Origin of the sequence: Frondihabitans sp. PhB161, from assembly GCF_003814635.1 — a bacterium.
In the GTDB taxonomy this organism is placed as follows: Bacteria; Actinomycetota; Actinomycetes; order Actinomycetales; family Microbacteriaceae; genus Frondihabitans.
On record NZ_RKQW01000001.1, the window covers coordinates 482,476 to 507,804 of the forward strand.

Annotated in this window: 22 protein-coding genes and 1 pseudogene; 11 read left to right on the forward strand and 12 right to left on the reverse strand. The window is 62.9% G+C overall.

Annotation, left to right across the window (positions count from 1 at the left end; genetic code table 11):
• Nucleotides 1-693: 693 nt before the first annotated feature.
• The 3 genes from EDF39_RS02435 to EDF39_RS02445 are packed head-to-tail and all read right to left on the reverse strand — an operon-like array spanning nucleotide 694 to nucleotide 3,485.
• Nucleotides 694-1,545, reverse strand: coding sequence for an alpha/beta fold hydrolase (locus tag EDF39_RS02435; protein ID WP_199726169.1), 852 nt, complete (start codon nucleotides 1,543-1,545; stop codon nucleotides 694-696).
• A gap of 59 nt (nucleotides 1,546-1,604) precedes the next feature.
• The gene (locus EDF39_RS02440; protein ID WP_123940169.1) at nucleotides 1,605-2,600 is read right to left on the reverse strand and encodes an NADP-dependent oxidoreductase; all 996 of its coding nucleotides are present in this window, start codon (nucleotides 2,598-2,600) and stop codon (nucleotides 1,605-1,607) included.
• A gap of 39 nt (nucleotides 2,601-2,639) precedes the next feature.
• The gene (locus tag EDF39_RS02445; RefSeq protein WP_199726118.1) at nucleotides 2,640-3,485 is read right to left on the reverse strand and encodes an alpha/beta fold hydrolase; all 846 of its coding nucleotides are present in this window, start codon (nucleotides 3,483-3,485) and stop codon (nucleotides 2,640-2,642) included.
• A gap of 152 nt (nucleotides 3,486-3,637) precedes the next feature.
• Here EDF39_RS02445 and EDF39_RS17875 point away from each other — a divergent pair, with 152 nt between their 5' ends.
• The 4 genes and pseudogenes from EDF39_RS17875 (at nucleotide 3,638) to EDF39_RS02455 (ending at nucleotide 5,615) form a co-directional block, all read left to right on the forward strand.
• Entirely contained in the window at nucleotides 3,638-3,985 is a 348-nt protein-coding gene (locus EDF39_RS17875; protein ID WP_123940171.1) for a helix-turn-helix domain-containing protein, read from the forward strand.
• Entirely contained in the window at nucleotides 3,883-4,248 is a 366-nt protein-coding gene (locus tag EDF39_RS17595) for a hypothetical protein (RefSeq protein ID WP_199726183.1), read from the forward strand. Before EDF39_RS17875 ends, EDF39_RS17595 begins: the two co-directional genes overlap by 103 nt.
• Nucleotides 4,232-4,417: an FAD-dependent oxidoreductase gene (locus tag EDF39_RS17880; protein ID WP_370275152.1), complete on the forward strand. Its 186-nt coding sequence runs from the start codon at nucleotides 4,232-4,234 to the stop codon at nucleotides 4,415-4,417. The genes EDF39_RS17595 and EDF39_RS17880 overlap by 17 nt, the downstream gene beginning before the upstream one ends.
• A 228-nt stretch (nucleotides 4,418-4,645) precedes the next feature.
• A pseudogene (locus EDF39_RS02455) lies at nucleotides 4,646-5,615 on the forward strand (FAD-dependent oxidoreductase).
• A gap of 111 nt (nucleotides 5,616-5,726) precedes the next feature.
• Here the strand turns inward: EDF39_RS02455 and EDF39_RS02460 are convergent.
• From EDF39_RS02460 to EDF39_RS02470, 3 genes are all read right to left on the reverse strand, one after another.
• On the reverse strand, nucleotides 5,727-6,437 hold the full coding sequence (locus EDF39_RS02460) for an SDR family oxidoreductase (protein ID WP_123940173.1): 711 nt from the start codon (nucleotides 6,435-6,437) through the stop codon (nucleotides 5,727-5,729).
• Between the two features lie 97 nt (nucleotides 6,438-6,534).
• Entirely contained in the window at nucleotides 6,535-7,248 is a 714-nt protein-coding gene (locus tag EDF39_RS02465) for an SDR family oxidoreductase (protein WP_123940175.1), read from the reverse strand.
• A gap of 33 nt (nucleotides 7,249-7,281) precedes the next feature.
• Nucleotides 7,282-8,361, reverse strand: a complete 1,080-nt coding sequence (locus EDF39_RS02470; RefSeq protein ID WP_123940177.1) for an alkene reductase — start codon at nucleotides 8,359-8,361, stop codon at nucleotides 7,282-7,284.
• Between the two features lie 144 nt (nucleotides 8,362-8,505).
• Between EDF39_RS02470 and EDF39_RS02475 the strand changes: the two genes are divergently transcribed.
• From EDF39_RS02475 to EDF39_RS02490, 4 genes are all read left to right on the forward strand, one after another.
• Nucleotides 8,506-9,120 (forward strand): TetR/AcrR family transcriptional regulator, encoded by a 615-nt coding sequence (locus EDF39_RS02475; protein ID WP_123940179.1) that lies wholly within the window; start codon nucleotides 8,506-8,508, stop codon nucleotides 9,118-9,120.
• Between the two features lie 412 nt (nucleotides 9,121-9,532).
• Nucleotides 9,533-10,222 carry an HAD hydrolase-like protein gene (locus EDF39_RS02480; RefSeq protein WP_158613131.1) on the forward strand — a complete coding sequence of 230 codons (690 nt, stop codon included), beginning with the start codon at nucleotides 9,533-9,535 and terminating at the stop codon, nucleotides 10,220-10,222.
• A 620-nt stretch (nucleotides 10,223-10,842) separates the two neighbouring features.
• Entirely contained in the window at nucleotides 10,843-11,838 is a 996-nt protein-coding gene (locus tag EDF39_RS02485) for an alcohol dehydrogenase catalytic domain-containing protein (RefSeq protein WP_123940183.1), read from the forward strand.
• A 35-nt stretch (nucleotides 11,839-11,873) separates the two neighbouring features.
• Entirely contained in the window at nucleotides 11,874-13,238 is a 1,365-nt protein-coding gene (locus EDF39_RS02490) for an MFS transporter (RefSeq protein ID WP_123940185.1), read from the forward strand.
• Between the two features lie 82 nt (nucleotides 13,239-13,320).
• Here EDF39_RS02490 and EDF39_RS02495 read toward each other — a convergent pair whose 3' ends face one another.
• Nucleotides 13,321-14,103, reverse strand: a complete 783-nt coding sequence (locus EDF39_RS02495; protein WP_123940187.1) for a GntR family transcriptional regulator — start codon at nucleotides 14,101-14,103, stop codon at nucleotides 13,321-13,323.
• Nucleotides 14,104-14,442: 339 nt separating this feature from the next.
• Here EDF39_RS02495 and EDF39_RS02500 point away from each other — a divergent pair, with 339 nt between their 5' ends.
• Nucleotides 14,443-15,795 (forward strand): L-fuculokinase, encoded by a 1,353-nt coding sequence (locus tag EDF39_RS02500; protein WP_158613132.1) that lies wholly within the window; start codon nucleotides 14,443-14,445, stop codon nucleotides 15,793-15,795.
• An 18-nt stretch (nucleotides 15,796-15,813) separates the two neighbouring features.
• Here the strand turns inward: EDF39_RS02500 and EDF39_RS02505 are convergent, their stop codons facing one another.
• From EDF39_RS02505 to EDF39_RS02515, 3 genes are read right to left on the reverse strand one after another with little or no spacing between them, the layout of a single operon-like run.
• Nucleotides 15,814-17,295: an FGGY family carbohydrate kinase gene (locus EDF39_RS02505; protein WP_123940191.1), complete on the reverse strand. Its 1,482-nt coding sequence runs from the start codon at nucleotides 17,293-17,295 to the stop codon at nucleotides 15,814-15,816.
• A 52-nt stretch (nucleotides 17,296-17,347) separates the two neighbouring features.
• Nucleotides 17,348-18,793 (reverse strand): L-fuculokinase, encoded by a 1,446-nt coding sequence (locus EDF39_RS02510; protein ID WP_123940193.1) that lies wholly within the window; start codon nucleotides 18,791-18,793, stop codon nucleotides 17,348-17,350.
• 14 nt (nucleotides 18,794-18,807) lie between these two features.
• Complete coding sequence (locus tag EDF39_RS02515) at nucleotides 18,808-19,647, reverse strand: class II fructose-bisphosphate aldolase (RefSeq protein WP_123940195.1); 840 nt, start codon at nucleotides 19,645-19,647, stop codon at nucleotides 18,808-18,810.
• 292 nt (nucleotides 19,648-19,939) lie between these two features.
• On the opposite strand from EDF39_RS02515, the gene glpX reads away from it, so the two are divergent.
• Complete coding sequence (gene glpX, locus EDF39_RS02520) at nucleotides 19,940-20,926, forward strand: class II fructose-bisphosphatase (protein WP_123940197.1); 987 nt, start codon at nucleotides 19,940-19,942, stop codon at nucleotides 20,924-20,926.
• Between the two features lie 51 nt (nucleotides 20,927-20,977).
• A complete protein-coding gene (gene fbaA, locus EDF39_RS02525; protein WP_123940199.1) occupies nucleotides 20,978-22,006 on the forward strand; it encodes a class II fructose-bisphosphate aldolase in 1,029 nt (342 codons plus the stop codon).
• A 204-nt stretch (nucleotides 22,007-22,210) separates the two neighbouring features.
• Here the strand turns inward: fbaA and EDF39_RS02530 are convergent, their stop codons facing one another.
• Entirely contained in the window at nucleotides 22,211-23,473 is a 1,263-nt protein-coding gene (locus EDF39_RS02530) for a cytochrome P450 (RefSeq protein ID WP_123940201.1), read from the reverse strand.
• A complete protein-coding gene (locus EDF39_RS02535) occupies nucleotides 23,470-25,011 on the reverse strand; it encodes an FAD-dependent oxidoreductase (protein ID WP_123940203.1) in 1,542 nt (513 codons plus the stop codon). Before EDF39_RS02535 ends, EDF39_RS02530 begins: the two co-directional genes overlap by 4 nt.
• Between the last annotated feature and the right edge of the window lie 318 nt (nucleotides 25,012-25,329).

The following is a 25,329-nucleotide window of genomic DNA, read 5'->3' on the forward strand; positions in this document are numbered from 1 at the left end:
TTGCGAATCCTCACCCGGCCTAGACGAGAACTCTGTCTGAAGTCGGCCATGGGAGGGATGCCGGCTAAGACGATCCCGCAGGACGAACCGGCTCGTCCCTGCACCTCTTGGATGAGGGCCATCAGATTGGTGGCCCAATCGGTCGGCCTCGTCATGAGAAGCACGTCCGTGAATCCAATCGCAACTAGTGCGGCATCCGCATCTCCTGCGATTTCTTCTATGCGGGCCGCGGCCTCACGTGCAGACAGGATCGAGACTCCGGTCTGGATCCAGTGGAATTGTTTTCCCCTCTGCGCCGATACCGACACGGAGACGCGTGACAGCGTCGTGAGTCCTTCGACGGTGACGCCGAACCGAGCTGAGGCCGTGCTTCCCACGAAGAGGACGCGATCCGCCTCACACGGTGCCGGTCCAACAGGCGCTGGCGGTGGATAAATTCCTTCGGAGACCAGCTTGCGAAACAACCGGAGCCTTAACATCAGAATCGGCCTGAGTAAGGTCCACGTCCACGCCGAGCGTGGGTCTCGGACTCCAGCGTGACTTGCCATGGCTTAGTGTCCTCCTGTCTCGAACAGGCCGACCTAACGACTCGCAAGGCAATCTGACGCACTCCAAATTGCGGAAGGGACGAGTCCTGGTCGCCTTGTTTTCTCGATTGCAATGCGAGTCCAGGTGAGCATTCCTTGGCGGCGGCTAGCTGTTCAAGAAGTTGACGGCGATCGGTGCGAATCGGTCGTGATACTGGAAGATGGCGCCGTGGCCCGAATCCGGGTAGATGATCAGCTCGGAACCCTTGATACGTCGATGCAGGTCATGGGAGAGAGTCGACGGCACCATGCGATCGTTGTCGCCATTTGCGATCAAAGTGGGTTGGCTGATCATCGACAGATCCGAAGGCGTCGAACGTCCGAAGCGCTGAATTGCCTTGAGTTGCGTCTGAAAGGCCGAGACCTTGATGGCCTTATCCCGATCTGATGCGCGTTCCTTGAGCCGTTCAACGAATGCTTTCGCTGCCTTTCTGCCTGGCACATTTCTGTTGAAGAAGAGAAATTCCTTAGGGTCGGAGCGGGTCAGCGTGGCGCGGAGCATGTCGTAGTAAGTGGCGCCAACGACCTTGTCCATGTCTTTACCTCCTCGAGGCCCGGTACCGGTGAGGATGAGCTTGCGGATGAGGTTCGGGTGCTTGACGATGAGGTCCTGGGCGATCATGCCGCCCATGGAGAACGAGAACACGTCGATCGTCTCGTGGCCCAGCGCCTGGATGAAGTCATAGGCCTGGTCGGCGGCATCCGCGAGATCGCGAGGAAAAGCTCCCGTGGAGGCACCGACGCCGGGCTGGTCGAACGTGATGACGTGCCGGGTTGCGGCGATGGGGTCGATGATTCGCGGGTCCCAGTTGTCGAGGGTGGCAGCGAGGTGCACGAAGAAGACGACGGGGATGTCGCCCTTGGGTCCCAGCTCTCGGTAAGCGTATGTGGTCCCGCCGATCGAGAGTTTCTTGGCCGGTGCATGTGCGTAGGACGTGTTTGTGGGTTCGTTATCTATGGTGCTCACGATGTTTTTCCCTGTCGGTCGTTGGTTCTTGGGGGGTGTAGTGCTCGACGTCACGGAAGCGTGACAACGGCCTTACCGCGGAAGCCGCCAGCGGAAAGCGCTTTGAGCGCTCCCGGGGTCTGTTCGAAGGGCACGGTCTTTCCAACGACGGGGCGGATGGCGCCCTCGTCGACGAGGGCTGCGATGTCGCGGAGCTGATTCCCGTCGGCCCTCATGAACAGGAATTCATAGGAGACGCCAAGTTTTTTGGCTTGCTTGCGGATCTTGCTGCTCAGGCCCGCGGTGGCAAGCACGACGATGGGGTTGAGGCCGGCTGCTCGGGCGAACGTCGGGTCGGGCGGCCCGGCAATGCCGATCGCTTTACCGCCGCGCTTCAGGACGCGCAAGGACTTCTCGAGATTGTCTCCACCGAGACTGTCGAGGACGAGGTCGTAGCCGCCGAGGAGCTGTTCAAAGTCTTGCGTGCGGTAGTCGACGACGGTGTCGGCACCGAGTTCGCGAACGAATTCCACGTTCTTTGTGCTGGCGGTGGTCGCGACTGTGGCCCCGAGATGCTTCGCGAGTTGGATGGCGATCGTGCCGACGCCGCCGGCTCCTGCGTGGATGAGCACACTCTGACCGGCCTTAAGGTTGCCTTTCTCGACCAGCGCCTGCCAGGCGGTCAGAGCTACCAGTGGCAGCGATCCGGCCTCGTCCATGGTGATGCTGCGCGGGCGATGTGCAAGATCGACGTCGGCCACGGCGACTCTTTCGGCAAACGTTCCTACCTGTCGCATCGCCGGGCGCCCGTAAACCTCGTCACCGGGCTTGAAGTCTCGGACTTTCGGTCCGGTGCGGATGACCGTTCCGGCAACGTCATGCCCCAACGTTTGGGGAAGCTTGTAGGGAAGGATCTGCTTGAACTCGCCCTCGCGGATTTTCTCGTCGAGCTGATTGAGTCCCGCGGCGTGGACTCGAACGAGAACGTCGTGGTCGCCCACGACGGGTTCGGCCACGTCTCGAAGTTCGAGGGGCTGCTTGTACTTGCTTAGAACGAATGCCTTCATGATGCCTTCTGCTTTCTTGTTCGTTTGTTGGAGGGTGTCTCACCGGGACAGCAGGGCGCGTGCCGCCGTGACGAAGTGGTCGGCGTTCTGGAAAACGGCGCCGTGTCCGGAGTCGGGGTAGATGGTCACGGACGCAGTGGGGATCAGGTGGGATAACAGTGCAGCGTTTTTAGGCGGGACCATGCGGTCGCTGTCGCCGTGGACGATCATCGCGGGGCCCCTCCAAAGTGGCGCGACCGGTGCGTCGCGCTGTCCCCACTTCGCGACCGCTGTCAGTTGGGCGCGGTAGACCGCGGAGGTGACGGCTCGGTCTCTCTGGTCGGAACGTCGCTTGAGACGGGCGAGGTAGTCGTGAGCGGCCCGCCTGCCGGACGGAGTGCGCGTGAAGAAAAGGAGTGTCTTCGGGTCGTTGACCGTGGCTAGCGCCAATATGGCGGTGCGAAGTGTGACACCGGTCATGGACGCTAGTCCTGGACCGCCGGCCGGGCCAGATCCGGCAAGGATGAGGCGATCGACAAATTTGGGCTCAAGCTCGATGACCGCCTGGGCGACCATGCCTCCCATTGATAGGCCGAAGAGGTCGATCTTGTCGTAGCCCAATGCCTGGACGACATTCACTACATCGAGGGCCATCTCTGCGAACGAACTCCGCGCAGTACCCGTGGAAAGTCCTACGCCCTGATAGTCAAGCGCGATGACGTGACGGTCTCTGGCGAGCCCATCGACGACCTGGGGGTCCCAGCTGTCGAGGTTGGCGCCGAGATGGGTTAGCAGAACCAGAGGGAACCCCGAACCCAGCCCAAACTCCCGATAGGCGAATTGGACACCCGTGGCGGCAACGGTCGGCGTCCGCACGTCGCGGTAGGGCACTTGCAAGCGGTCCACGATCCGTCCCTTCTTTTCTTGCAACGTCAGTTAATCCGAGTACGCTCAATCATGAGTCCACTCAGACTTCGTGTCAAGGAGGATCTTTGGAAATCCAGCCAGCAGGTCCAGGCCGGCGTGAACGTGCGAAACAGGACAAACGAGACCGCATAATGCGTGCTGCCAGAGGTCTATTCGCCGCGCGGGGCGTTGGTGGGGTCACAACGAAGGAAATAGCAGACCGGGCGGACGTCGCCATCGGCACTCTGTTTCTTTACGCGAAGACGAAGGCCGAACTCCTGATCATGGTGCAGAACGAGAAGTTTGAGACGGCCATCGAGGCCGGGCTTGCAGCTGCTCGCCAGCATAGAACGGGCACTGACAAGCGGCGACAGTCGGCTTGCTCCTTCGTCCGGTCGTGGAGTGCATTCGCGAGCAGGTCGAAAACGGCCGGGAGTACCTCCTCGAGCTTGTCTCGGGAGATCCCGACGAACCCTTCAGGCGTGCCGGCCTTGTTTTAGCGGCTCAATTGGAGGAGGGCATCGCTCTCCTGCTCGAAGCCGACTCCGCCATGGAGCCACCTACGGCGGCCGCGCTCGCCCGGGTATTTACAGCCGTCGTGCATGTCGCAACTACCGCAAGCATCTTCGCCGAGCGAAGCACCGTGAGCGTACTTGGCGACGTCAACATACAGGTCCGTGCCGTTCTCTCGGCACGCATGCCCGTCACCTACAGACCGATCGGACAGCAAGAGAAAGGCATATTGAATGAGTACCCACTTTGACGTCGTCGTTCTTGGCGCTGGCCCCGGTGGCTATGTCGTGGCCATCCGTGCTGCTCAACTTGGCAAGAGCCTTGCCGTCATCGAGCAGCAGTATTGGGCGGTGTGTTTATACGTCGGATGCATTCCATCCAAGGCTCCTTGGAAATGCCGAGCTGGCCCACACCTCTAACCACGAGGCCAAACGGTTCGGCATGATCGGATCCGTCGTGTTCGACTACGGCGTCGCCTTTGATCGAAGCCGGGCGGTTGCCGAGGGCCGCGTCAAGGGTGTCCATTACTTGATGAAGAAGAACGCAATTACCGAGGTGAATGGGCGCGGCCGGTTCTCTGGCTCGGGAAGTATTGAGGTCGCTCTCACGGTAGGGGAACGGCAACTCTCACGTACGGCGACGCGATCATCGCGACTGGCTCCACCGTCAGGTCTTTACCGGGGGTTTACCTCAGTGAGAACGTGGTCACCTACGAGTCGCAGATTCTCTCCCGGGATTTGCCCGAGTCGCTAGTCATCATCGGCGCTGAAGCAATTGGAATGAAGTTCGCGTACGTCTTGGTCAACTATGGCGTGAAGGTGACCATCGTGGAGTACCTCGATCGGGCACTTCCAAATGCGGACATCGGGGTGTCCATCGAAATCGCTCGTCAGTACAGGAAGCTTGGCGTCGACTTGATGACGTCCACCAAGGTCGACCGTGTTACGGACCGGGGGTCCTCTGTGACAGTTTCGTACACCGAGAAGGACGGAAGCTCTGCGAGCATTGTCGCCGACAAGGTGCTCATGTTCGTCGGATTTGCTCCGAGGACTGCCGGCAATGGGCTTGAGAACACCGGCGTTGCCATAAACGAGGGTGGCGCGATCCATGTCGACGAGTTCATGCGAACCACGGCGCCGCATCTTTACGCCATCGGCGATGTGACGGGGAAACTGCAACTTGCGCACGTCGCCGAGGCCCAAGGCGTTGTGGCGGCCGAAACCATGTTCGGAGCAGAAACGATGCCCCTCGGGGATTACCAAATGATGCCGCTGGCTACATTTAGCGAGCCGCAAGTCGCCTCTTATGGACTTACGGAACAACAGGCTCGAGACGAGGGTTACGACGTTCGCGTGGACAAGTTCCCATTCACCGCTGATGGGAAAGCGCAGGGTCTGGGCGAACCCGGTGGCTTCGTCAAGCTTGTCGCCGACTCCCGCTACGGTGAAATCTGGGGCGCACATATGGTGGCGCGCTGACGTAGCCGAATTGCTCCCTGAACTCACGCTCGCCGAGAAGTGGGACCTCACGGCAGACGAACTTGCTCGCAATATCCACGCGCACCCGACTCTCGGCGAGGCTCTCCACGGACTGACCGGACACATGATCAACCTCTAAACGGCGCGCGTCCTCAACTGGCGAGAGTCCCCACAGGAATTTTTCGCGCTGCGCTTAAGCGCTGAGATGGCGCCCTGGGCGCGCCAGTCGTCGGGCTCAACGGGCATGGCCCTACTTCAGACTCGGCAACTCCGGGTACAGGTCTTCTATGCGACCTGCCAGTGCGGCCTTGACCGTCGCGGTCTCCGGGTCGCCGATCACCTCGAGATCGCCGGCCTGAACGGCGTCGAACACCTGCGTAACGAGGTCCTGGGGGCCGAGCTTCTGGCCCGGGGCGTGGGCCGCCATGGCGGTGTCGACGTAGCTCATGTGCACTCCTACGACGTGCACACCCCGCGGCGCCATTTCCAGGCGCAGTGCATTCGTGGCCGCCCAGAGGGCGGCCTTGGCAGCGCTATAGCTGCCGCCGTAACCCAACCAACTGCCGATCGAGTGCACGTCGATCAGGATGGAATGTTCCGCTCGGAAAAGCGCCGGAGAGAAGGCCCGGGTGAGAAAAACTGGTCCGAAGAAGTTGACCTCCATAGTGCGTCGAAAGTCCGGTTCATCGATCTCTAGAAGACTTGCCGTCGGTGGGTTAGCACCGGCGTTGTTGACCAGCACGGTGACGTCGGGGGCAGCCTGCGCTGCAGCCTGAATGGACTTTCTCTCAGTGACGTCCAACTGCAGCGGTACAACGCGAGCGTCATCCCATAATCTCGGGTTTCTAGCCGTTGCGTACACCTTGGCTGCGCCACGGGAGAGGGCATCGTGCACGAAGTGGCTGCCGATGCCGCCGTTCGCGCCGGTCACTAGGACGACGGATCCTTCGAGGGATGTCATGCGTGTTCTGCCTTCTGAGTTGGTTGAGAATCGGGGAGGTGGGAACGTCGGACGCCGCCGACGGGATCCTGGGCGTCCCGTCGGCGGCGTGGTTATTTCAAGACGTCGGGGCCAACTGTGGGTAGAGCGCCTGCAGCGGCGCGGACAGTGCTGACTTGACCTGGATGGAAGTGTCGTCGGCTAGCACCTCGTACTCGCCTGCCTCCGTGGCATCGAGTACCTTGGCGACGAGGATGGCAGGATCGAGCTTTGCATCAGAGGAGTGGGCGGCCATAGGCGTGTCGACGTAGCCGACATGGACTCCAACCACCTGCACGCCAGCAGGCAACAATTCCAGGCGCAATGAGTTCGTGGCGGACCACAGCGCTGCCTTCGTGGCGGAGTAGATGCCGGCGACGGCGAACCATGACAGGGCGGAGTGGATGTCGATGATGGCCGTGTTGCCGCCCCGTGCCGAAAGGACCGGCGCGAATGCGCGCGCGAGGAACAGAGGACCGAGGAAGTTCGTCTCTACGTTTGCTCTGATTTCGTCGTCCGAGTGGCTGAGGATCTCGGGGGTGGAGGGCGAAGCGCCCGCATTGTTAATCAGGATGCTGACATCGGACGCGGCATTGACCGCAGCTTGAATCGACGAGGGATCGGTTACGTCCAGCTGTAAGGGGACGACGCGGCTGTCTTCCCATGTCCGCGGGTTTCGGGCGGTGGCGTAAACCTTGGCTGCGCCCCGGGCGAGGGCTTCGTGAACGAAGTGCGTGCCTATGCCGCCGTTGGCGCCGGTAACGAGGACGGTGGCGCCTGCGAGTGAGGTCATGATTTTTCTGCTTCCGCTAAGGGTGGGTGGTGTTTAGTTCTTGGTCAGTACGGGGTAGTCGGTGTATCCGGAAGCTCCGCCGGCGTAGACCGTGTCCGGGTCGACTTCATTGATCGCGGCGTCGGACCGGAGGCGCTCGACGATGTCCGGATTAGCCAGGGCGAAGCGACCAAGCGGGGCTATGTCTGCATAATCGGCCTCAATGTCTGCGCCAAGCTGCTCGCGGGTGCGCCCATAGCGGACGACGAGGACTGCTGTAGGCCACGCCTTACGGAAAGAGAGGAGCAGATCGTCGTCGCCAAGGTGGTGCACGTGCAGGTAGGCCAAGTTGAGGTCGGCGAGTCGCCCGACCAAGTCGTTGTACTGTGCGTGGACACTTGTCACGTCGCCCTCGTCAATTCCGCCGAGGGGGAATGCTGGGGAGATGCGAATGCCGGTTCGGTCTGCACCAATTTCTTCTGCGACAGCACACGCGACCTCGACGACGAACCGGGAGCGATTTTCGACCGATCCGCCGTACGAGTCTGAACGCTTGTTCGCGTTCGGTGACAGAAATTGATGCAGGAGATAACCGTTTGCCGCGTGGATTTCTACTCCATCAGCACCCGCCTCAATAGCGGACGCGGCAGCGTGGCGGAATTGCCCGATGACGTCGGCAATGTCCCCGGGTGTCATCTGGCGCGGCTCGGGCGTCGCCTGAAGACCGGACGGAGTGAACATGTCCTGGTTGGCGGCGATCGGCGAGGGGGCGATCGGCTGGCGATGGTGGGGCGTGTTGTCCGGATGCGAAATGCGCCCGACGTGCATGAGCTGAATGAACAGGTGCCCGCCGGCAGAGTGGATCGCGTCCGCTACATGGCGCCACCCCGCTGTGTGTCCCGGAGTATAGATGCCGGGGGTATTCAGGTAGCCCTGCCCATCGTCGGACGGCTGAGTTCCCTCCGAGATCAACAATCCCAATGATGCACGCTGACCGTAGTACTCAGCGACGAGGGCGCCGGGCGTCCCGTCGGCCTCGGCACGACTGCGCGTCATTGGGGCTAAAGCAAGTCGATGGTTGAGGCGCAGGCGGCCCAACGTGAACGGCTGCCACAGGGCAGATGATGAGGGCATGGGTGGTTCTCTCTGGCTCATAGGTGCGTAGACGGCACGCGGTCAGCGGCACTCAGTATGGGAAAATGAGATTGAGCATTATCATAAATTGGTGACTGCACTCAAAACTGAGTGCGCTCGAATACTATTCCCTGAGGAGTGGGCATGGCTGTGACCACGGTGGGAACCGGGCGCCGCGAGCGGAACAAGCAAGAAAAGTTGGCTCGCATTACCGAAGCGGCGTCAACTCTCTTTGCGGAACGAGGCGTGGATGAGGTGACGACTCAAGAAATCGCCGACGCCGCCGATATCGGAACCGGCACACTGTTTCTCTACGCGAAAACTAAAGGAGAACTCCTTCTCCTAGTTCAAAACGCGAGCTATCGTGAGGCTCTCGATAGGGGGACACGGGAAGCCGCCAAAGCTCAGTCCCTTGCCGACGCCGTGATGGCCGTCCTCACCCCGATTGTGTTGTGCAACCGTTCCCAGATCGAGAACGGGCGAACCTATCTTCGCGAGATGCTTTTCGGCGACCCAGAGGAACAACACCACCGGGACGCTCTCAAGATCGTTGGGGAAACCGAGCAGGTCGTGGCCGGGTTCTTCGAACGTTTCGACGGGACCTCACCCGAGATCTCAACGCGACTCGCTCGTGCCATTTCGTCAATCATGTTCACCACGATGGGATCCGGCCTTAACGCGTCTCTTGCAGCCGGCGACGTCGTCCATGAAGTCGCCGACCAGCTGGCGGCGGTTCTCCTGCCTATCGGGGATCGCTGAGGCACGATCCAAGAGGTCGCGGTCGGCTCGAGCCTCGAGCCGTCCTCTAGCCTGCCCCTCGCGGATAAGCCACCGCGCTCGTCCAGACGACTAAGGCCCAATGAGGAGCTACCTCCCAGCCCGTATCCAGGGCCATATGTTGTGACGTCTCAGATGGGTGGTCGTCGAAGGCGCACTGGAATACGACGCCTTTGACCACAAAGAACGACGCGCATCGGCTCACGTCAGAAGCGTACGACCACCTGTCGCCTGGACAAGGTTCTCAATGTGGCCGCGTATGCGACTTAGATCGGGAAAATGAGACAGCCGCAGTCAACCCCCAGGTGTTGCACGGAGCGATCTCCAAGTCCTGGCTCGAAGCCCCTTCATCGGCATCTGGCGAATGGCATCGCCAGCGTCTAGCCTGCACTGTATGGACAATCCGTTCCCATTCTCAGTTGTCCTCTTCGATCTTGATGGAACGATTATCGACTCCGCGCCGGGCGTAATCCTCGCTCTACAAGACACGATCCTTGAACTCGGCCGCCCCGCCCCGTCTCCGCAGGAACTGCGTTCGTGGCTAGGGCCGCCCCTGCCGCTTAGCTTCACGACCCACCTTGGGATCAAATCGACCGAGCTTGCTAGCGCCTTGAGGATCTTCGCCGCGAAATACTCGGCTGCTGGTGCGTTCCAGAGTCACGTGTATCCGGGGATGCGCGAGGTGTTACGCGGAGTGTGGGACGCCGGCATCCCCTCTTCCACCGCCACGTCCAAAATTGAGAGCCACGCAAAGCTCGTCCTCGATCACTTTTCGCTGAGCCCTTACTTGAATTTCATTACGGGGGCGAGCGAAGACGAAACTCGAAGCGCCAAGACTTTGGTTGTGCAGGATGCCCTCACGCGTCTGCATGAAAGCGGTGCCGACATATCCCGTCCCGTCTTGATCGGGGATCGCCATCACGACGTCGACGGGGGTTTGGACAATGGTGTTCCGACAATCATGGCCGCTTGGGGCTATGGGTCTCCAAGTGAGCATGCCGGTTCCATCGATGTCGCCGCGCGGCCGGAGGACCTCGTGGGCCTGCTCGGTATTCAGGCGGGACCTCTCGCGCCTGCGTGGTGATGCCTCGCCTGGCCCTAAGCAGTTGAGGCCGCAACTCGATTGAAGCGCCTTCTCGACCCGCGTGCAGCCTCATGCATCTGCGTGCCATCAAAAGTCGAGCGAACGTTGTCGCCACGGTCACCTGCTGGGCAGTGTTTTGAATCGGCCTCGCCGGCTTTGTGCCCCTCGCCGCCCTCGTGCTCTCGATGGTCAAGACGGAAGATCAAAGGCAGCGCTCTCGCTGTCTACACCTTGGCCGCGGGCCTCCCCGCCTTCGTTGGGCCCGTCCTGGTGGGAGCACTTGGGGGCGTCGCAAATATGGCTGTCCTGATCTGGGTCTTTGTCGGCCCCTGGCTTTTGGCGGCCGTCCCGATCGTGGTTCTCAAAACAGATCAGGATCCGGGACAGAGAGGCAAAATGCCGTTTCTTGACGCCCGAGCGGAGGCTGAGGCAGTGCCATCCCGCCAACTGTCCAGATCTTCAGCGAGAACATTGTCTAGACAGTCTGACGCGTCTAGACACGTATTGGTTTTTGTCGTACTGTGTGGAATCGGCACTCATCCGAAGTCCTCAAGGGACGCACATGAGCCTCACGGTCGAGGATCCCTCCTCCACCGAGAACCACGGAGAGGAAATACGCAATGCGCGCAGTCGTACTAGACGGCCGGGGATCCATCGAGATCACCGAGTTGCCAGACCCCGTCGCTGGCGAGGGAGAAATTGTCATAGCCCCCGAAGCCGTTGGAATTTGTGGTACTGACATCCACCTCGCCTCGGGTGACTACCCCACCGGCACTTTCCCCGTTGTTCCCGGCCACGAATTCGCTGGAAAGGTCGTTTCAGTCGGAGGCGGTGTCACCGACTTCGCAATCGGTGATCGCGTCTGCGTGGACCCGAACGTCAACTGCGGGCACTGCGAGCAATGCCTCGCCGGCGCCACCAACCTCTGCGAAAACCTCGTCCCGATTGGCGTCACCAGCAACGGAGCCTGCGCGGAACTGGTCGCAGTCCCCACCAAGGTCGCATACCACTTGCCCGACGGTGTCGACTGGGCAACCGGAGCCCTCATCGAGCCTCTCGCCTGTGTGCTTCACGCCTTCGGACGTGTTGCCCCGGTCAAAGACCAGCGCGTGCTCATCTACGGCGCAGGTTCTATCGGGCTGCTCGCCATCGCGTACGCCAAAGCCAACGGAGCCAGCAGTATCGACGTCATCGAACCGAGCCCGGTGCGACGCCAGGCGGCGCTGGAGTTCGGTGCCGACTCCGCCGTCGAGCCCGGTGCTCGCTCGACCACGAAGGACATCGATCTCGTCGTGGAGGCGAGCGGTCACCCGTCGGCCCCAGCCGATGCCCTCACTCGACTGGCGAACCGGGGGACACTCCTGCAGATGGGCGTTGTCAGCCCGACGGCCCACATCGACCTCTATCCGTACGACCTTTTCGACCGAGAGATCTCAATCATCGGCTCACAGTCTCTCGCCACGTCATACCCCGACGCCGTCGCGGAGATCACAAATCTCGACAACCTGGCCGCGAAGACCGTGACACACACGTTCGGTCTCGCGGACTACGCCAAGGCCCTTGACGCGGCCAAGTCCGAAACTGCCCGCAAAGTGCACATCCTCCCCCAGCAGTAGCGCTGCCCCTCCCACACCTCCGAGAGAAGACACCGATGTCCGCAACCTCTGTTATCCGTACCGGGCCCCAGCCCCGCAACTTGATCGACAAGATGGGCCTTCCCCGCCCTCTCGTCTGGGGCTTTGTCGGCCTCCTCCTGTTCATGATCGGCGACGGCGTCGAATCGGGCTACATCGCCCCGTACCTCGCCGACCACGGCGCCGGGACCGAAACAAACGCCGCCGTCATCATCTCCGTGTACGGACTCATCGTCACAATCGGCTCCTGGCTGTCAGGCGCGTTCTCCGACGTCTGGGGGCCGCGCCGCGTCATGATCATCGGTGCCGTGACCTGGGCGATCCTCGAGGTACTCTTCCTCGCTGTGGCCCTGCCGTCGCAGAACTTCACGCTGATGCTCGTCATCTACGGCCTTCGCGGTATCGGCTACCCGTTCTTCGCCTACGGGTTCCTCGTTTGGATCCTCGCAGCGAGCCCCGCCAACAGGCTCGGTTCCGCTGTGGGCTGGTTCTACTTCGCCTTCACCGGTGGACTCCCGACCCTCGGCTCTCTTCTCGCCAGCGGAACCCAGCCCTTGATCGGCGAATACCTCACCTTCTGGGTTTCCCTCGTCCTCGTCGCAGTCGGCGCCGTGGTGTCCCTGATCGGTATTCGTAAGGCGCGAGGTGGCACTCGCCTCGCTGCCCCCGAGGTCACAACCGGGCGCAGCATGGTCAACAGCATCGCCATTGCCTTCACTAGCCCGCGCGTGGGAATTGGTTGCCTCATCCGAATCGTCAACACGGCACCGCAATTCGGCCTGTTCGTCTTCTTCCCGACCGTGTTCGCCAAGGACCTCGGATTTGGGACTGCCGGCTGGTTGCAGCTCGTCTTCATCCTCGGAGCCGCGAACATCTTCGCGAACCTCTTCTTCGGTGTGCTGAGCGACCGACTCGGCTGGCACCGCACCCTTCGATGGGCAGGCTGCTTCGCATCCGCTGTCGCGGTCCTCTGCTTCTACTTCCTTCCTCAGGCAGTCGGACACCACTACTGGGTCGTGGCCCTGTGCGCCGCATTCTTCGGAGTCACACTGGCCGGCTTCACGCCCATCTCGGTCCTCATGTCCCTGATGGCTCCCGGGCAGAAGGGCAACTCGATCGCCGTCCTGAACCTCGGTGCAGGTGCCGCCACGTTCGTCGGACCGCTCATCGTCGCCATCTTCCTGGTTCCACTGGGGGCCGGCGGAGTGACGATCATCTTCGCAGCGCTTTACATCCTCGCTGGAATCGCAGTTCGCTGGCTCCGCGTCCCCGAGGAGTCCGCAAAGGTCGTCGCCGAAGGACTGTCACTCCAGGACCTCGCTGAAAACCCTGACGTCGCCGCGTCGCACCCGTCCACGAACACCCCTGGGCAACTCAAGTAGCACACCACAATAAGAAGGCCGACTCCGCGTCACGGAGTCGGCCTTCTGCATGTGCAACCAGCAAAACGCGGTCCTTATTCGGTCAGGGCGTCTTCGGTGAGAGATCCACGGTGGACACATTGATCTCGAGAGGGATGACGTCGCTACGCACCCACGTCTCGTAGACGTCGTAGCGCTCACCCGCAGAGGTCCAAGAAACCGACCGGATACGGAGCACCGGAGCCGACTTCGACACCCCGAGGATTGAGGCAATTTCGGCACCCGGAGCCACCGCGTACACAGTTCTTTGCGCGCCGCCGAGAACGTAGCCAGCACCCGCCAGCAGGTCTGACAAGGATGCGTTTCCGGAGAGCACATCGGCGGCCGCTGCCACGACCGGGGCGACAGCAGGAGGGCTGTGGTTGATGCTGTAAAGAGCAGGCGTTCCATCAAGGCTCCTCACGCGAATCAACTCGAAGCCAGTGCTGCCGTCAGGAACGTCGAGTGACCGAGCGGCGAGGTCGGGCAACACGGTCTCACCTGCGCGCAGTACTTCCGTCGTGACAGACCGGTTTTGATGCCCAACGGCATTCTCGAGGAACCCCTGAGGGCCCTGAATCATCCAGCCCCGTTCGGCCGGGCCATCGGCGGCAAACACCCCTCTATTCGCTACGCGTTGAACAAGTCCATGCGACTCGAGAAGTTGAAGAGCCTGTCTGACCGTCGCCCGGGCGAGCCCGAATTGGGCCCCCAACTCATTTTCGCTTGGAAGTTTCTCGCCTTTGGCGATCAGTCCAACGCTCAGGCGACGCTCGAGCACCTCGAATAGTTGCTGGTAGTAAGGCACGGGCGAGGCCCGGTTAATCTCCTCAAGCGTCTCCGCCATACCAACCACCTTCTCGTTATCTACGCCGTCATCGGCGTGAGGAACACCTCAACTCTAGGGCGTCCATCCTGTCCGTACAGCGTGTGCATGTGGCCGGTTTGAAAGGGACAACCTGGCCTCGCCCGAAGGTTCTAACGCACTGTTCTCTACTGTAGAGACAGAATGTACAGTCGAGATCACCTGTACGATCACGCAGAGACAAGGCATGCCAGTAGTTCGTTCGTTCTGGTGCAGGAGTCCTTGTTAGAGCATCGACGTCGCAGCTCCGGCAAAACTCACGAGTGACGGATCGGTGTCGCGGTAGCTTCTGTACCCGATTAGAAATCGAAGGAGATGAGGGTGGTGGTTGCCCCCGAGGCTCGGCGAGCAGTCGTGTGCGGCATCGATGTCGGCACGACGAACTGCAAAGTCGTTGCGATCGACCGTGACGGTGCGGTTGTCTCTCGAGTTGCTCGGGTTACTCCTCGCAGTGAGTCGGATTTATCTATCGATGCGAAGGCGCTGCTCCTCGTACTCGAGGGCATGCTCATTGAGGTCTGTGGCGAGGAGTTCGCCATCGCTGCCTTGGCTGTCGCCGGAATCGGTGAAGACGGAGTCCTCGCCGACACGGATCTCGATCCCGTCGGATCTGCTTTGGCCTGGTTCGATCCACGACGTCGACGGCTCTTCCGCGACTTGAAGGCGGAGCTGCCATCGGATCCTGATGGATTAGGTGTTGGCACGGATTCGTCCCGCACGATCGTCGGGTGGCTGTGGGCCACCTCACAGCCTGGAAATGACCGAGCGGCAACCTGGCTCGCGCTGTCCGATTACGCAGCCGCGGTCTGGTCGTCAAAGCCATTCATGAGTGACACGCTGGCCGCGCGCACGTCGGCATGGTTGCCAGGCTCTCGAACCTGGATCGAGGATCGCGTCGTTCGCACTCTTCATGACGCCAGGCTGTTGCCTGAAGTCATCCGAACGGGAGACATTGTCGGGCCCGTGACTTCATCGAGATTACGAAAAGCCGGCGTGCTACTACCCGAAGCCATGGTGGTCGCGGGCGGTCATGACCACCCGATCGGCGGTTGGGGAGTGAGCCTCCTCCATGATGGAGCGATCCTCGATTCGATGGGAACGGCTGAAGTCATCGTGGCGCAGTCCACGTGCGCAGACTTCGCACTCGACGGCGGGATCGACGTCGAACCGGGTATCCGATCAACAGGGACGACTCTTCTTAGAGTGGAAGAGCTGTCCCGCAACATCGACTGGGCGTCTCAGGATCCAGACGTGTCAGCTGCCCTTGTCTCGCTGATCTCGGGAGAAGTCTCCCCCGACCCCTTCTTCGCGTCGCCAACGTTCATTGCTGGTGCCCGCGGCGGCGAGCGGCCGCGTTACGCGCGCGATGCTCCACGTTCGGCCTTGTCGCGTGCGTCTGCTGTCTTGGGAGCGCTTGCGCGGCTCGGTGATTCGGCGATCGATGCCGTCGCGGAGGTGATGCCGGCCGAGGCTGCCGTCTATGCGGCCGGTGGATGGTCGCGGTCAGAAGGCTGGATGCGCGCCAAACAAGCTGTCTCAAACCGTCAGATCAGGGTCGTTGACGAGCCGGAAGTCACAGCCGTGTCGGTTGCGCTTCTGGCGGGAACCGCCATCGGTTGGCCCGTCCCGGCCGCCGCAGCTCTCAGCGGCACGGGTCAGCAGAAAGCTATTTGATCTAGCTAGAGCCTGCGGTCAGGATGCTCTTGAGGCGTGGAGCACCGAGTCCTGACCGTTGGTGCTAGTCGCGGGACCAGAAGCTTCATAGCCGAGAGTGACCTTGGCGGCGTGGTGTTGCAGAGCGATCGACGGCTCGAACGGCAGTGGTTCCAGATCACGCGAGACGACGTCCCAGTCGGGAAAAGCTCCTTCCAGCGTTGAGGCCGCTTGCATCGCTGCGCCTTTGGTCACGTACTGCTCTGGGTTCGGGACGGAGACCGGAAGGGACACCATCTGCCCCAGTATCTGCTGGACGGCAGGACTCAGTGCTCCGCCTCCGATCAGCACGAGTCGGCGCGCGTCCACACCGCAGTTTCGAAGGAGGTCCAGCATTTCGACCTGGCTCGCAAGGGTCCCCTCGATGACGGAGCGGGCGAAGTTCGGCCTCGTGAGGTTGGACAAAGACGCACCGAGGAGGGAGCCACGTGCATTGGGGAGGTCCGGCGTGCGCTCGCCTTCGAAGTAGGGAAGGAGAGTGAGCCCGTCGGCACCGGGATCCGCCTGTAGGGCGAGATCGGACAGCTCTGCATGGCTGCATCCGAGAAGCGCCGCCCCAACATCGAGGTTGCGGGCCGCATTCAGAGTCGCGACCAAAGGCAGGTGGTCACCGGTCGCGTCGGCATAGCTGCAGACGAAGCCGGAATAGTCGTGGACGGGGCGGGCCGTGCGGGCGTAGACGACGCCCGAGGTTCCGAGAGAGAGAACGGCGTCACCCTCGGCGAGGCCCAGCGCGAGGGCCGCCGCAGCATTGTCTCCGCTGCCCACGCCGATTGGGATCCCGGCGGGCACGCCGGTGATGCCAGAACCCGTGACGCCGGCCTGGTCGAGCGGGCCGAGGATGCGCGGAAGCATGGCGGCCTTGCCGAAGGCGTGCTCGAAGAGGTCCATGGTGTACTCGCCTGTGTCACCCGACCAGTACCCGGTGCCGCTCGCTTCCGAGCGATCCGTCGTGAGCTTGTCGAGTCCTCCCGTTCCCGGGCCGTATCCCATAAGGCGCCAAGTCAGCCAGTCGTGGACGATCGCGACAGCGGCAGTGCGTTCGACGGCTTCCGGATTGGTGTCTTGGAGCCACCGCAGCTTTGTGATGGTGTCGGACAGCGTGATGGGAAGTCCTGTCCGGCGAATCCATTCGTCGCGGCCAAGTTCGTTATTGAGATCCACCATGTGCCGGTGTGACCCTGTGTCGTTCCAGAGGGGGGAGTCGCAGACTGGTCGGCCGGAGGCGTCGAGGAAGATCGGAGTGTGCTGCTGACCGCTCACGCTGATCGCGGCGACGTCCGCGAGACCACCGGCCCGGTTGACTGCGACGAGGAGTGCGTCCCACCAGGCTTCTGGGTCCACGATGGTTTCGGTCGGGTGTGACGCTTTGCCCTCGCGCATCCGCTCGCCCGTCGCGAGGTCGCGGATGGTGACCTTGCAGGCCTGGGTGGAAGAGTCGATTCCGGCGACAAGCGTCATCGCTGTGCTCCTGACATCTCGTGGTTGATGGTGACGGATCCGTGCGGCGCGTTCATGCGGGCGCTGCCTTCAGGTACTCCCAGAGGGGGCGGTGTTGATCGACCCACGTGTTCAGTTGACGGTGACGACGAATGTCGGGGTCAACGTCGAATGGGTGAGTATCGGCCCAGACCGGACTCTCAGCCGAGGCGAGGGCCTGTGCGCCGCTCGAGACCACCTCGGGGAACTCGGATGCGCTGATGCGGGTGTTGAGGAGATCCGCTTTCAGTTGGAGCCAGAGGCGGTTCTTACTGGCGGGACCGATGACCTTGATGCGAGACGCTGGCGTGGGGAACAGTTCGAGGACGTCGCGGAATTGCAACGTCATGCCGAGGAACGTGCCGAACACGAAGTCTTCCAGTGTCGACTTTGAGCCAAGGTCCGCGACTATTCCGCGCGCCGCGGCGTTCTTGGTTGGTGGCGGGCTGCCGCGAAACTGCGGCAATACGAGCGGGATGGAATCCAGGTCGATGGAGTAGGCCACGTATCGGTCGTGCAGGTCGTCGATCAATGTGGATAGCTCGTCCGCACCCACGCCAAGAAGTGATTGCAGCGTGGCAAACGCGGAGCCCCCCGTGGGGATCGACGCGAATAGCGTGAAGTCGTCTGCCGTGCAAGAAACCCCATTTGCGAGTTTCGCTGCTGACGATTGCGCTGTGAGGCTCGGTTTGTCGCCGATGAAGAGGAGTCCTTCGGTGGTGCCCGTGGAGTTGAGAAGTTCACCGGCCCGCAGCTGCGCCCCGACTGCTCCGACAATGTGGTCGTGACCGGCGACATGGACGATTAGGTCGGGGTTCAGGCCCAGATCCTCCGCGATGTCTCTCAAGATGGGAGATCCATCGCTTGCCGCTCGAAGGTCAGGCAAGACGCTCACGTCGACTCCGAGAAGTGACGCTACTTCTTCGGACCAGTCGCGACTTGTGAGGTCAAGCGCCATGGTGCGGCTGGCGAGGGAGTATTCGGACCACCGTTGTCCAGTCATGAATGCCGCGAGGTACTCCGAGACGTTCAACCACTGGGCATCCGCGAGCGGGCCGTCCGAGTTCTTTACCGCCCAAGCGATTTTGGACAGGCCATAGTTCGCGTTGGAAGGCAGCCCCGTCACTGCGTAGAGACGGACCCGGTCGTCGTCGCTCAGCTTCTCGAGTTCCGCACTGCCGCGATGGTCGTGCCACAAGATCATCGGTGATGCCAGAGTCATGTCCGACCGCACCAGGCCACCGGACTCGCCGACACCCGTAAAGGCGATGCGCGTAATTGACTCTCGACGAGTCCCGGAGAGGTCCCTGATGAAGCCGCCAATGGAACCGATCAGCGACTTAACGTCGTAGATCTCGCCCCACGCGTCAGACACGGTCGGCGTGGGTACGCGTGCTACGTCCTTCAGCTGACCTGCGTCGTCGAACACGCACAGCTTGACGCTGGTCGTGCCCACATCGACGGTGATCGTAGGTTGCACGAGAAAATCCTCGACTACTTGACGGACGGGTTGAGGGTGCGGATCCGACGCTCGACGACGTCAGAGATAGCGGCGACGGCCCCTTTCGAGACTCGGATCAGGGATGCCTCTTTGGGATTGGCGGCGAAGGCCTCGCCGAAGGATCGGATCATGGCGTTACGCAGGTCGCTGGCGACATTGACTTTGACCACGTTGAACTCATGGAGACGGGCAAGCTGCTCGTCGGGCAGACCCGAGCCGCCGTGGATAACCAACGGGACGGGGCTGGCGTCGCGAACTTCACCGAGGAGGTCGAAGTCGATCTTTGCATTCGGGACGTATCCGTGCTGGTTTCCGACAGAGACGGCGAGCATGTCGCATCGAACGGCTTCGACGAATTCCTTCGCCTGCACAGGGTCGGTGTGGGCCGCGAACTCGGGAGCCACGTCGTCTTCTTTACCGCCGATGCTGCCCAATTCGGCCTCGAGCGCGAGGGTGTCAGGCGTCATCTCGCGAGCGATTGAAGAGGTCTTGACGTTCTCGTCGTAGGAGGCCTCCGAGTCGTCGATCATGATCGACGTGAACTTCGCCATGAGAGCTGCATGAACTGCGGACAGCGACTTGCCATGGTCCAGGTGCAGGGCGACGGGTACCGAGGAGGTCTCAAGACGCCTGGCGACCATGTCGTAGATGTACTCGTAACCAGAGAGGGAGACGTTGGTCGGGGCTACCTGAATGAACGTGGGAACGCCGACCTTGTCGACAGCGTCGAGGATACCCAGGGTGGTTTCGAGGTTTGTGGTGTTGAACGCGCCCGCGACATAGCCCCGCGAGACGCTTTCGTTGATGACTTCGAGGCCACTGACGAGAGGCATTGATCGTCCTTTCACGTGCCGCGCCGACTCTGAACGGCTGGCTCCTTGATAGGAGGACGTGGCGCTGTTCACGGCTGCACTACCGGCCGAGAATCTCGACCCGCCCGACGCCCGCGCGGCGCGCCATCCCTCCCACTTCTTTGTGGACAGCAGACGCTGCCCTGAAACCGACAGTAGCCCGGCTCGTACGGATTGTCCAGCCTGTATGTACAGTTGGTTATGCGCGACAGCGCGGGCTCTTCACTAGAAGGCGCTCTCAAGCTCGCGACTAGCGTCGCCGGAAGGACACATCATGGTCACCGAGGATGGAACCCTCTTCGCTCACCCCGACCGAAACCTGGGGATGGAGCTGGTCCGAGCGACCGAGGCGGCGGCGATCCGGGCGGCACCGTGGATCGGGCGGGGCGAGAAGAACAAGGCCGACGGTGCCGCGGTCGACGCGATGCGCAAGTTCCTCGGCACGGTCGACTTCGACGGCGTCGTCGTGATCGGCGAGGGCGAGAAAGACGACGCGCCAATGCTGTTCAACGGCGAGCACGTCGGCACCGGCAACGGCGGGTCGTTCGACATCGCCGTCGACCCGATCGACGGCACCTCGCTGACCGCGACCGGCCGCCAGAACGCCGTCTCGGTCATCGCCGTGTCGGACCGCGGCACCATGTACGACCCCTCCGCCGTCTTCTACATGGACAAGATCGTCACCGGACCCGAGGGAAAGGGCGTCATCGACCTCGACCGCCCCATCGGGGAGAACATCGCGGCGCTGGCCGCGGCCAAGGGCATCGCCGTCGACCAGATGATCGTCGCCGTGCTCGACCGGCCTCGGCACAAGCAACTCATCGCCGACATCCGCGCGGCGGGCGCCTCCACGCGCCTGCTGCTCGACGGTGACGTCGCCGGCGGCATCAACGCCGCTCGACCGGGCTCGCGCATCGACATGTGCGTCGGCGTCGGGGGCACCCCGGAGGGCATCATCACTGCCTGCGCCGTCAAAGCTCTCGGCGGCCTCATTCAGGGCAAGCTCGCCCCGCGCGACGACGCGGAGCGTCAGAAGGCGATCGACGCCGGGCACGACCTCGACCGGGTCCTCGACCAGGATGTCCTGGTCACCGGTGACAACACCTACTTCGTCGCCACTGGCGTCACCGACGGCGGCCTCGTCGCTGGAGTTTCGCGCAAGCACGGCATGATCCGCACCGAATCACTCGTGCTCCGCTCCCACTCCGGCACTGCGCGTCGCGTGGTCGCCGACCACCTCGAGAGCAAGTGGCTGGACTGACCACTAGTCCCGTGACAAGTCCATCCGCTTCATGAATAGCAAGGAGTAATCATGCCCGTCGCCACCCCAGAGCAGTACGCCGAGATGCTCGACCGAGCGAAGACGCAGGGGTTCGCCTACCCGGCGATCAACGTCTCGTCGTCGCAGACCATCAACGCGGTGCTGCAGGGTCTCACCGAGGCCGGGTCCGACGGCATCATCCAGGTCACGACCGGCGGCGCCGACTACTTCGCCGGCCAGACTGTCAAGAACCGCGCCGCGGGCGCCATAGCGTTCGCGAAGTTCGCCACCGAGGCGGCCAAGAACTACCCCGTCACTGTCGCCCTCCACACCGACCACTGCCCGAAGGACGCCCTCGACGGTTTCGTCATGCCCCTCATCGCGGCCTCCGAAGAGGAGGTCAAGGCCGGCCGCAACCCGATCTTCCAGTCGCACATGTGGGACGGCAGCGCAGTGCCCCTCGACGAGAACATCTCCATCGCCGAAGACATGCTCAAGCGCACCAAGGCGATCAACGCCATCCTCGAGGTCGAGATCGGCGTCGTCGGCGGCGAAGAAGACGGCGTCGAGCACGAGGGCACCAACGACGCGCTCTACACGACCGTCGGCGACGTGACCCGCGTGGTCGAGGCGCTCGGCCTCGGCGACAAGGGCCGCTACATCGCCGCTCTCACCTTCGGCAACGTGCACGGCGTCTACAAGCCCGGCAACGTCAAGCTGCGCCCGGAGCTGCTCGGTGAGATCCAGGCCGGCATCGCCGAGAAGTTCGGCACCGCGGCCAAGCCGCTCGAGCTGGTCTTCCACGGCGGCTCCGGCTCGACCGACGCCGAGATCACCGAGGCCGTGTCCAACGGCGTCGTCAAGATGAACCTCGACACCGACACCCAGTACGCGTTCTCGCGCTCGATCGCCGACACCGTGCTCAAGAACTACGACGGGTTCCTCAAGGTCGACGGCGAGGTCGGCAACAAGAAGACCTACGACCCGCGCTCCTGGGGCAAGATCGCCGAGTCGGCCATGGCCGCCCGCGTCCTGGAGGCGACGAAGCAGCTCGGCTCGCACGGCCAGTCGCAGGGCTGAATCCCTGAAGGGCTCTGCCAGCTCTCACGGGCCGGGCGCTCGCGGATCAGCCGTCGTTCGTGAGTCGCGATGGTGAGTGCGACTGTCTTTCGCTTGGGCGCGCGACACCTGAAGTTCCCCCTCGATGCCTGGATGTTCAGTAACCGTGTCAGGCTTCCGCTGGTTGATCGCCGGAGGGCCGGACACTCGCGTGCGTATGGTCGATCAAGCCCGCGCGACCGAGTCGAAAGAGATCTCGAGCCGACTCGGCCCTCTGAGCAGAGGGTTGCGTCGGTACGGTGGCGGGTCGGTCACGAGGCGCGGATTCTCGAGACGGGAGAACAGCTCGGCCAGTGCGATCTGAGTCTCGAGGCGGGCGAGGGGCGCTCCGAAACAGGCGTGGATCCCGGCACCGAATCCGAGGTGGTCCCGGCTGTCTCGTTCGGGGTCGAACCGGTCGGGCTCAGCGAAGTGGCGGGGGTCCCGGTTGCCGGCCGCCCAGGCAATCCACACTGGCGATCCTTTCGTGATCGTGACGGTACCGACCTGCACGTCTTCCAATGCCACGTACTTTGGCGTCACTTGCGCGGGCGGTTCGAGCCGGAGGAGTTCCTCGAAGACGCCCGGCATTGTCTCCGGCCGGGCGATCAGTTGTTCGAGGGCTTCCGGGTTACGGAGCAGTGTCAAGGCGCCATTGGCGATCATGTTGACGGTGGTCTCGTGTCCGCCGATCAGCAGCATGATCGTGGTGCTGATCATCTCTGAGGGTGTCATGGCGCCGTCGGGTCCGTGGTCGTTCACGAGGCCGGACAGGAGGTCGCCCTGGGGTGTTCCGCGGCGAAGCTCGGCGAGGCCGCCCAGGTAGGCGCCGAGTTCCTGCGTCGCCGTCGCGGCCTCGCGCTGGAGCGTTGCGGCCTCGTCGGGTGTGGTCGCCTCGGGGGGTGCGATGATCGCGGCGCTCCAGGCGTGGAAGCGGGGTTCGTCTTCGTGGGGAACGCCGAGGACGTCGCAGATCATCATGACCGGTAGCGGGTAGGCGTAAGCCTCGACGAGGTCGATGGTGCCGGACTCGGGGAAGGCGTCGATGAGTCCGGCGGCGGCCCGTGCGATGTCCTCGCGCAGCGAGTCGATGTAGCCCGCGTGGTTCGGTGGGCCGAAGTGGCGCATGGTTTGGCGGCGGAGCCGGTCGTGGTCGGGTGGGTCCTGCATGACGAACGCGGACGTGAGGCTCGGGCCGGCGTCTTCGGTGTCGGCGCGACCGGCGAGCGGGTTGGAGCTGATTCGCGGGTCGTGGACCACTTGAAGGATCTCGTCGTAGCCGGTGATCAGGAACGCGCCGTCGTCGAGGCGCTGGACGGGTGCCCCTTCGCGGAGGTCCGCGTAGAGCGGATAGGGGTCGGGGCGACTCTCGTGGTCGAGGAATCGGTTCCAGACGGCGGTTCCCCCGGTGACGGGGCAGCCGGAGGTGGGGTCGGTGGTGTCGGTCATGCGCGTGTCCTTTCGTGTGCAGTGGGTGCGATGGCGTTGGGAGTGCCGCCGTGAAGGGGGTGGACGACCCGGGGCTCGGCGGTCGAGCCGTCGACCGTGCGGCCTTGCGGAGGGAACGAGGCACCCGCGGCGACCTGGCGCCGGTAGTGTTCGATCCACTTGACTTGGTCCATGCCCGCAGCGCCGACGATGCGGTCGCCGACGCCGTAGACGGCGACGAATACTCTCTCGGCGAGGGATCCCTGGGCGATGACCACCGAGTCCGCGTCTGCGGGTTCCCCCACGGACTTGACGACGTGGCCAAACTGCGTCGACCAGAAGACCGGCACCGCGTCGTATGCGGCGTCGCCGCCTGAGAGCATGTTGCGCGCGGCGGCATTGGCTTGGGCGACCGCGTTTCCCCAGTGCTCTCTCGAGGTGCGGCGACCGTCGCCCGAGGGATGCAGGAACGCGGCGACGTCGCCGGCCGCGAACACTCCGGGGGCGGTGTCGCCATTGACGTCCAGGACGCGGCACGCGGCGTCGCAGTCCACGCCGAGGGGTCCGGTCGAGATCCCGGACCCTGCGAGCCAGTCGGTATTGCGAAGTGCTCCGATCGCGACGACCACGACGTCTGCGTCGATCTCGGTGCCGTCCGAGAGCGTCGCGGCCGTGACCGCGCCTTCGGCGTCAGCGTGGAGCTTCGTGACGGTGGCGTTGGAGCGCAGGTCGATCCCGTGCTCCCGCTGGATCTCGCCCAGAACGCCGGCGACGGTGTCGCCCAGAGCGCCGGCCAGGGGTGCGGGTCCCCGGTCGACGACAGTGACCGGGATATCCAGGCTTCGGCATACGGAAGCGATCTCCGAGCCGGTGAATCCTGCGCCGATCACGAGGACGCGACGCGGACCGGCCGCGAGTTGCTGCCGCAGGTGTTCGGCGTCATCTGAGGTCCGGATCGTGTGGATGCCATTCAGTGCGGCTTCGTCGCGGTTCGGCCAGGGTCTAGCTCTCGTTCCAGTCGCAATGAGTAGCCGGTCGTAGGACACGGCTCCGCCGTCGGCGAGGTGCACGATCTGCGCTCGAGGGTCGAGGCCCGTGGCTGCGACGCCCAGAATCCAGTCCGCACGGAGGTCGGCTGTTCGCGGGAGCTGAGTGCCCGAGGGGGCGATTCCGAGGAGGACCTGTTTGGACAGGGGGGGACGATCGTAGGGCTCGTGAGGCTCGTCTCCGATGACCGTGATCGATCCGCTGAATCCGCCGGAGCGCAGAGACTCAACGGCGGTGAGCCCCGCCAGCGAGGCACCGACGACGACGACGCGATCTGACGCGGCGAGATCGGTCGGGGTGGGCGTTGATTCTGGTTGTCGGCGCTCGTGATCGATTCGAATCGCCTGCACGGGGCATGCAGCAGCGGACTGGATGACGCGGGCACGAACCGACTCGGATGGGTTCGGGTCGTAGACGAGTGCTTCGTCGCCCTCGAACCGGAACACATCCGGCGCCAGGAAGGCGCACTGCGCGTAGCTCTGGCATTTAGTCATGTCGACGGAAATGCGCATTCTTGTCTCCTCGATTGCTTCTCGTGGTCAGCTGGATGGATTGCTGAGAGCCACGGCCCTGTCCACGGTTTCGAATTGGCGAGTTGAGACCGGCAACGCGTTGTCGCAGAATGCGGCCGCAGGCGACATTCAGCGGTGAACAGGACAGCGGCCGGTTTCATTGAACGGGTGGTGACATACCTCTACTTTCACGGGAATGCGTCCGGTCCAAATCGTGCGACCGAAGCGATCGCGCTACTGCGTTTGCAGTAGTGAGGCGCGCGGACGAGTCGGGGAACCGCGAGGGTTTCCTAGGCGAGACGTCGAGCGCGATTCGTC

Excerpts from the sequence above, each read along its gene's own strand:
- EDF39_RS02470 (WP_123940177.1), bottom strand. The coding sequence starts at position 8,361 with ATGCCCTCATCATCTGCCCTGTGGCAGCCGTTCACGTTGGGCCGCCTG.
- EDF39_RS02475 (WP_123940179.1), top strand. The coding sequence starts at position 8,506 with ATGGCTGTGACCACGGTGGGAACCGGGCGCCGCGAGCGGAACAAGCAA.
- fbaA (WP_123940199.1), top strand. The coding sequence starts at position 20,978 with ATGCCCGTCGCCACCCCAGAGCAGTACGCCGAGATGCTCGACCGAGCG.
- EDF39_RS02480 (WP_158613131.1), top strand. The coding sequence starts at position 9,533 with ATGGACAATCCGTTCCCATTCTCAGTTGTCCTCTTCGATCTTGATGGA.
- EDF39_RS02490 (WP_123940185.1), top strand. The coding sequence starts at position 11,874 with ATGTCCGCAACCTCTGTTATCCGTACCGGGCCCCAGCCCCGCAACTTG.
- EDF39_RS02440 (WP_123940169.1), bottom strand. The coding sequence starts at position 2,600 with ATGAAGGCATTCGTTCTAAGCAAGTACAAGCAGCCCCTCGAACTTCGA.
- EDF39_RS02485 (WP_123940183.1), top strand. The coding sequence starts at position 10,843 with ATGCGCGCAGTCGTACTAGACGGCCGGGGATCCATCGAGATCACCGAG.
- EDF39_RS02535 (WP_123940203.1), bottom strand. The coding sequence starts at position 25,011 with ATGCGCATTTCCGTCGACATGACTAAATGCCAGAGCTACGCGCAGTGC.
- EDF39_RS02495 (WP_123940187.1), bottom strand. The coding sequence starts at position 14,103 with ATGGCGGAGACGCTTGAGGAGATTAACCGGGCCTCGCCCGTGCCTTAC.
- EDF39_RS02515 (WP_123940195.1), bottom strand. The coding sequence starts at position 19,647 with ATGCCTCTCGTCAGTGGCCTCGAAGTCATCAACGAAAGCGTCTCGCGG.
- glpX (WP_123940197.1), top strand. The coding sequence starts at position 19,940 with ATGGTCACCGAGGATGGAACCCTCTTCGCTCACCCCGACCGAAACCTG.
- EDF39_RS02465 (WP_123940175.1), bottom strand. The coding sequence starts at position 7,248 with ATGACCTCACTCGCAGGCGCCACCGTCCTCGTTACCGGCGCCAACGGC.
- EDF39_RS02460 (WP_123940173.1), bottom strand. The coding sequence starts at position 6,437 with ATGACATCCCTCGAAGGATCCGTCGTCCTAGTGACCGGCGCGAACGGC.
- EDF39_RS02505 (WP_123940191.1), bottom strand. The coding sequence starts at position 17,295 with ATGACGCTTGTCGCCGGAATCGACTCTTCCACCCAGGCCTGCAAGGTC.
- EDF39_RS17880 (WP_370275152.1), top strand. The coding sequence starts at position 4,232 with ATGAGTACCCACTTTGACGTCGTCGTTCTTGGCGCTGGCCCCGGTGGC.
- EDF39_RS02530 (WP_123940201.1), bottom strand. The coding sequence starts at position 23,473 with ATGACCGACACCACCGACCCCACCTCCGGCTGCCCCGTCACCGGGGGA.
- EDF39_RS17875 (WP_123940171.1), top strand. The coding sequence starts at position 3,638 with ATGCGTGCTGCCAGAGGTCTATTCGCCGCGCGGGGCGTTGGTGGGGTC.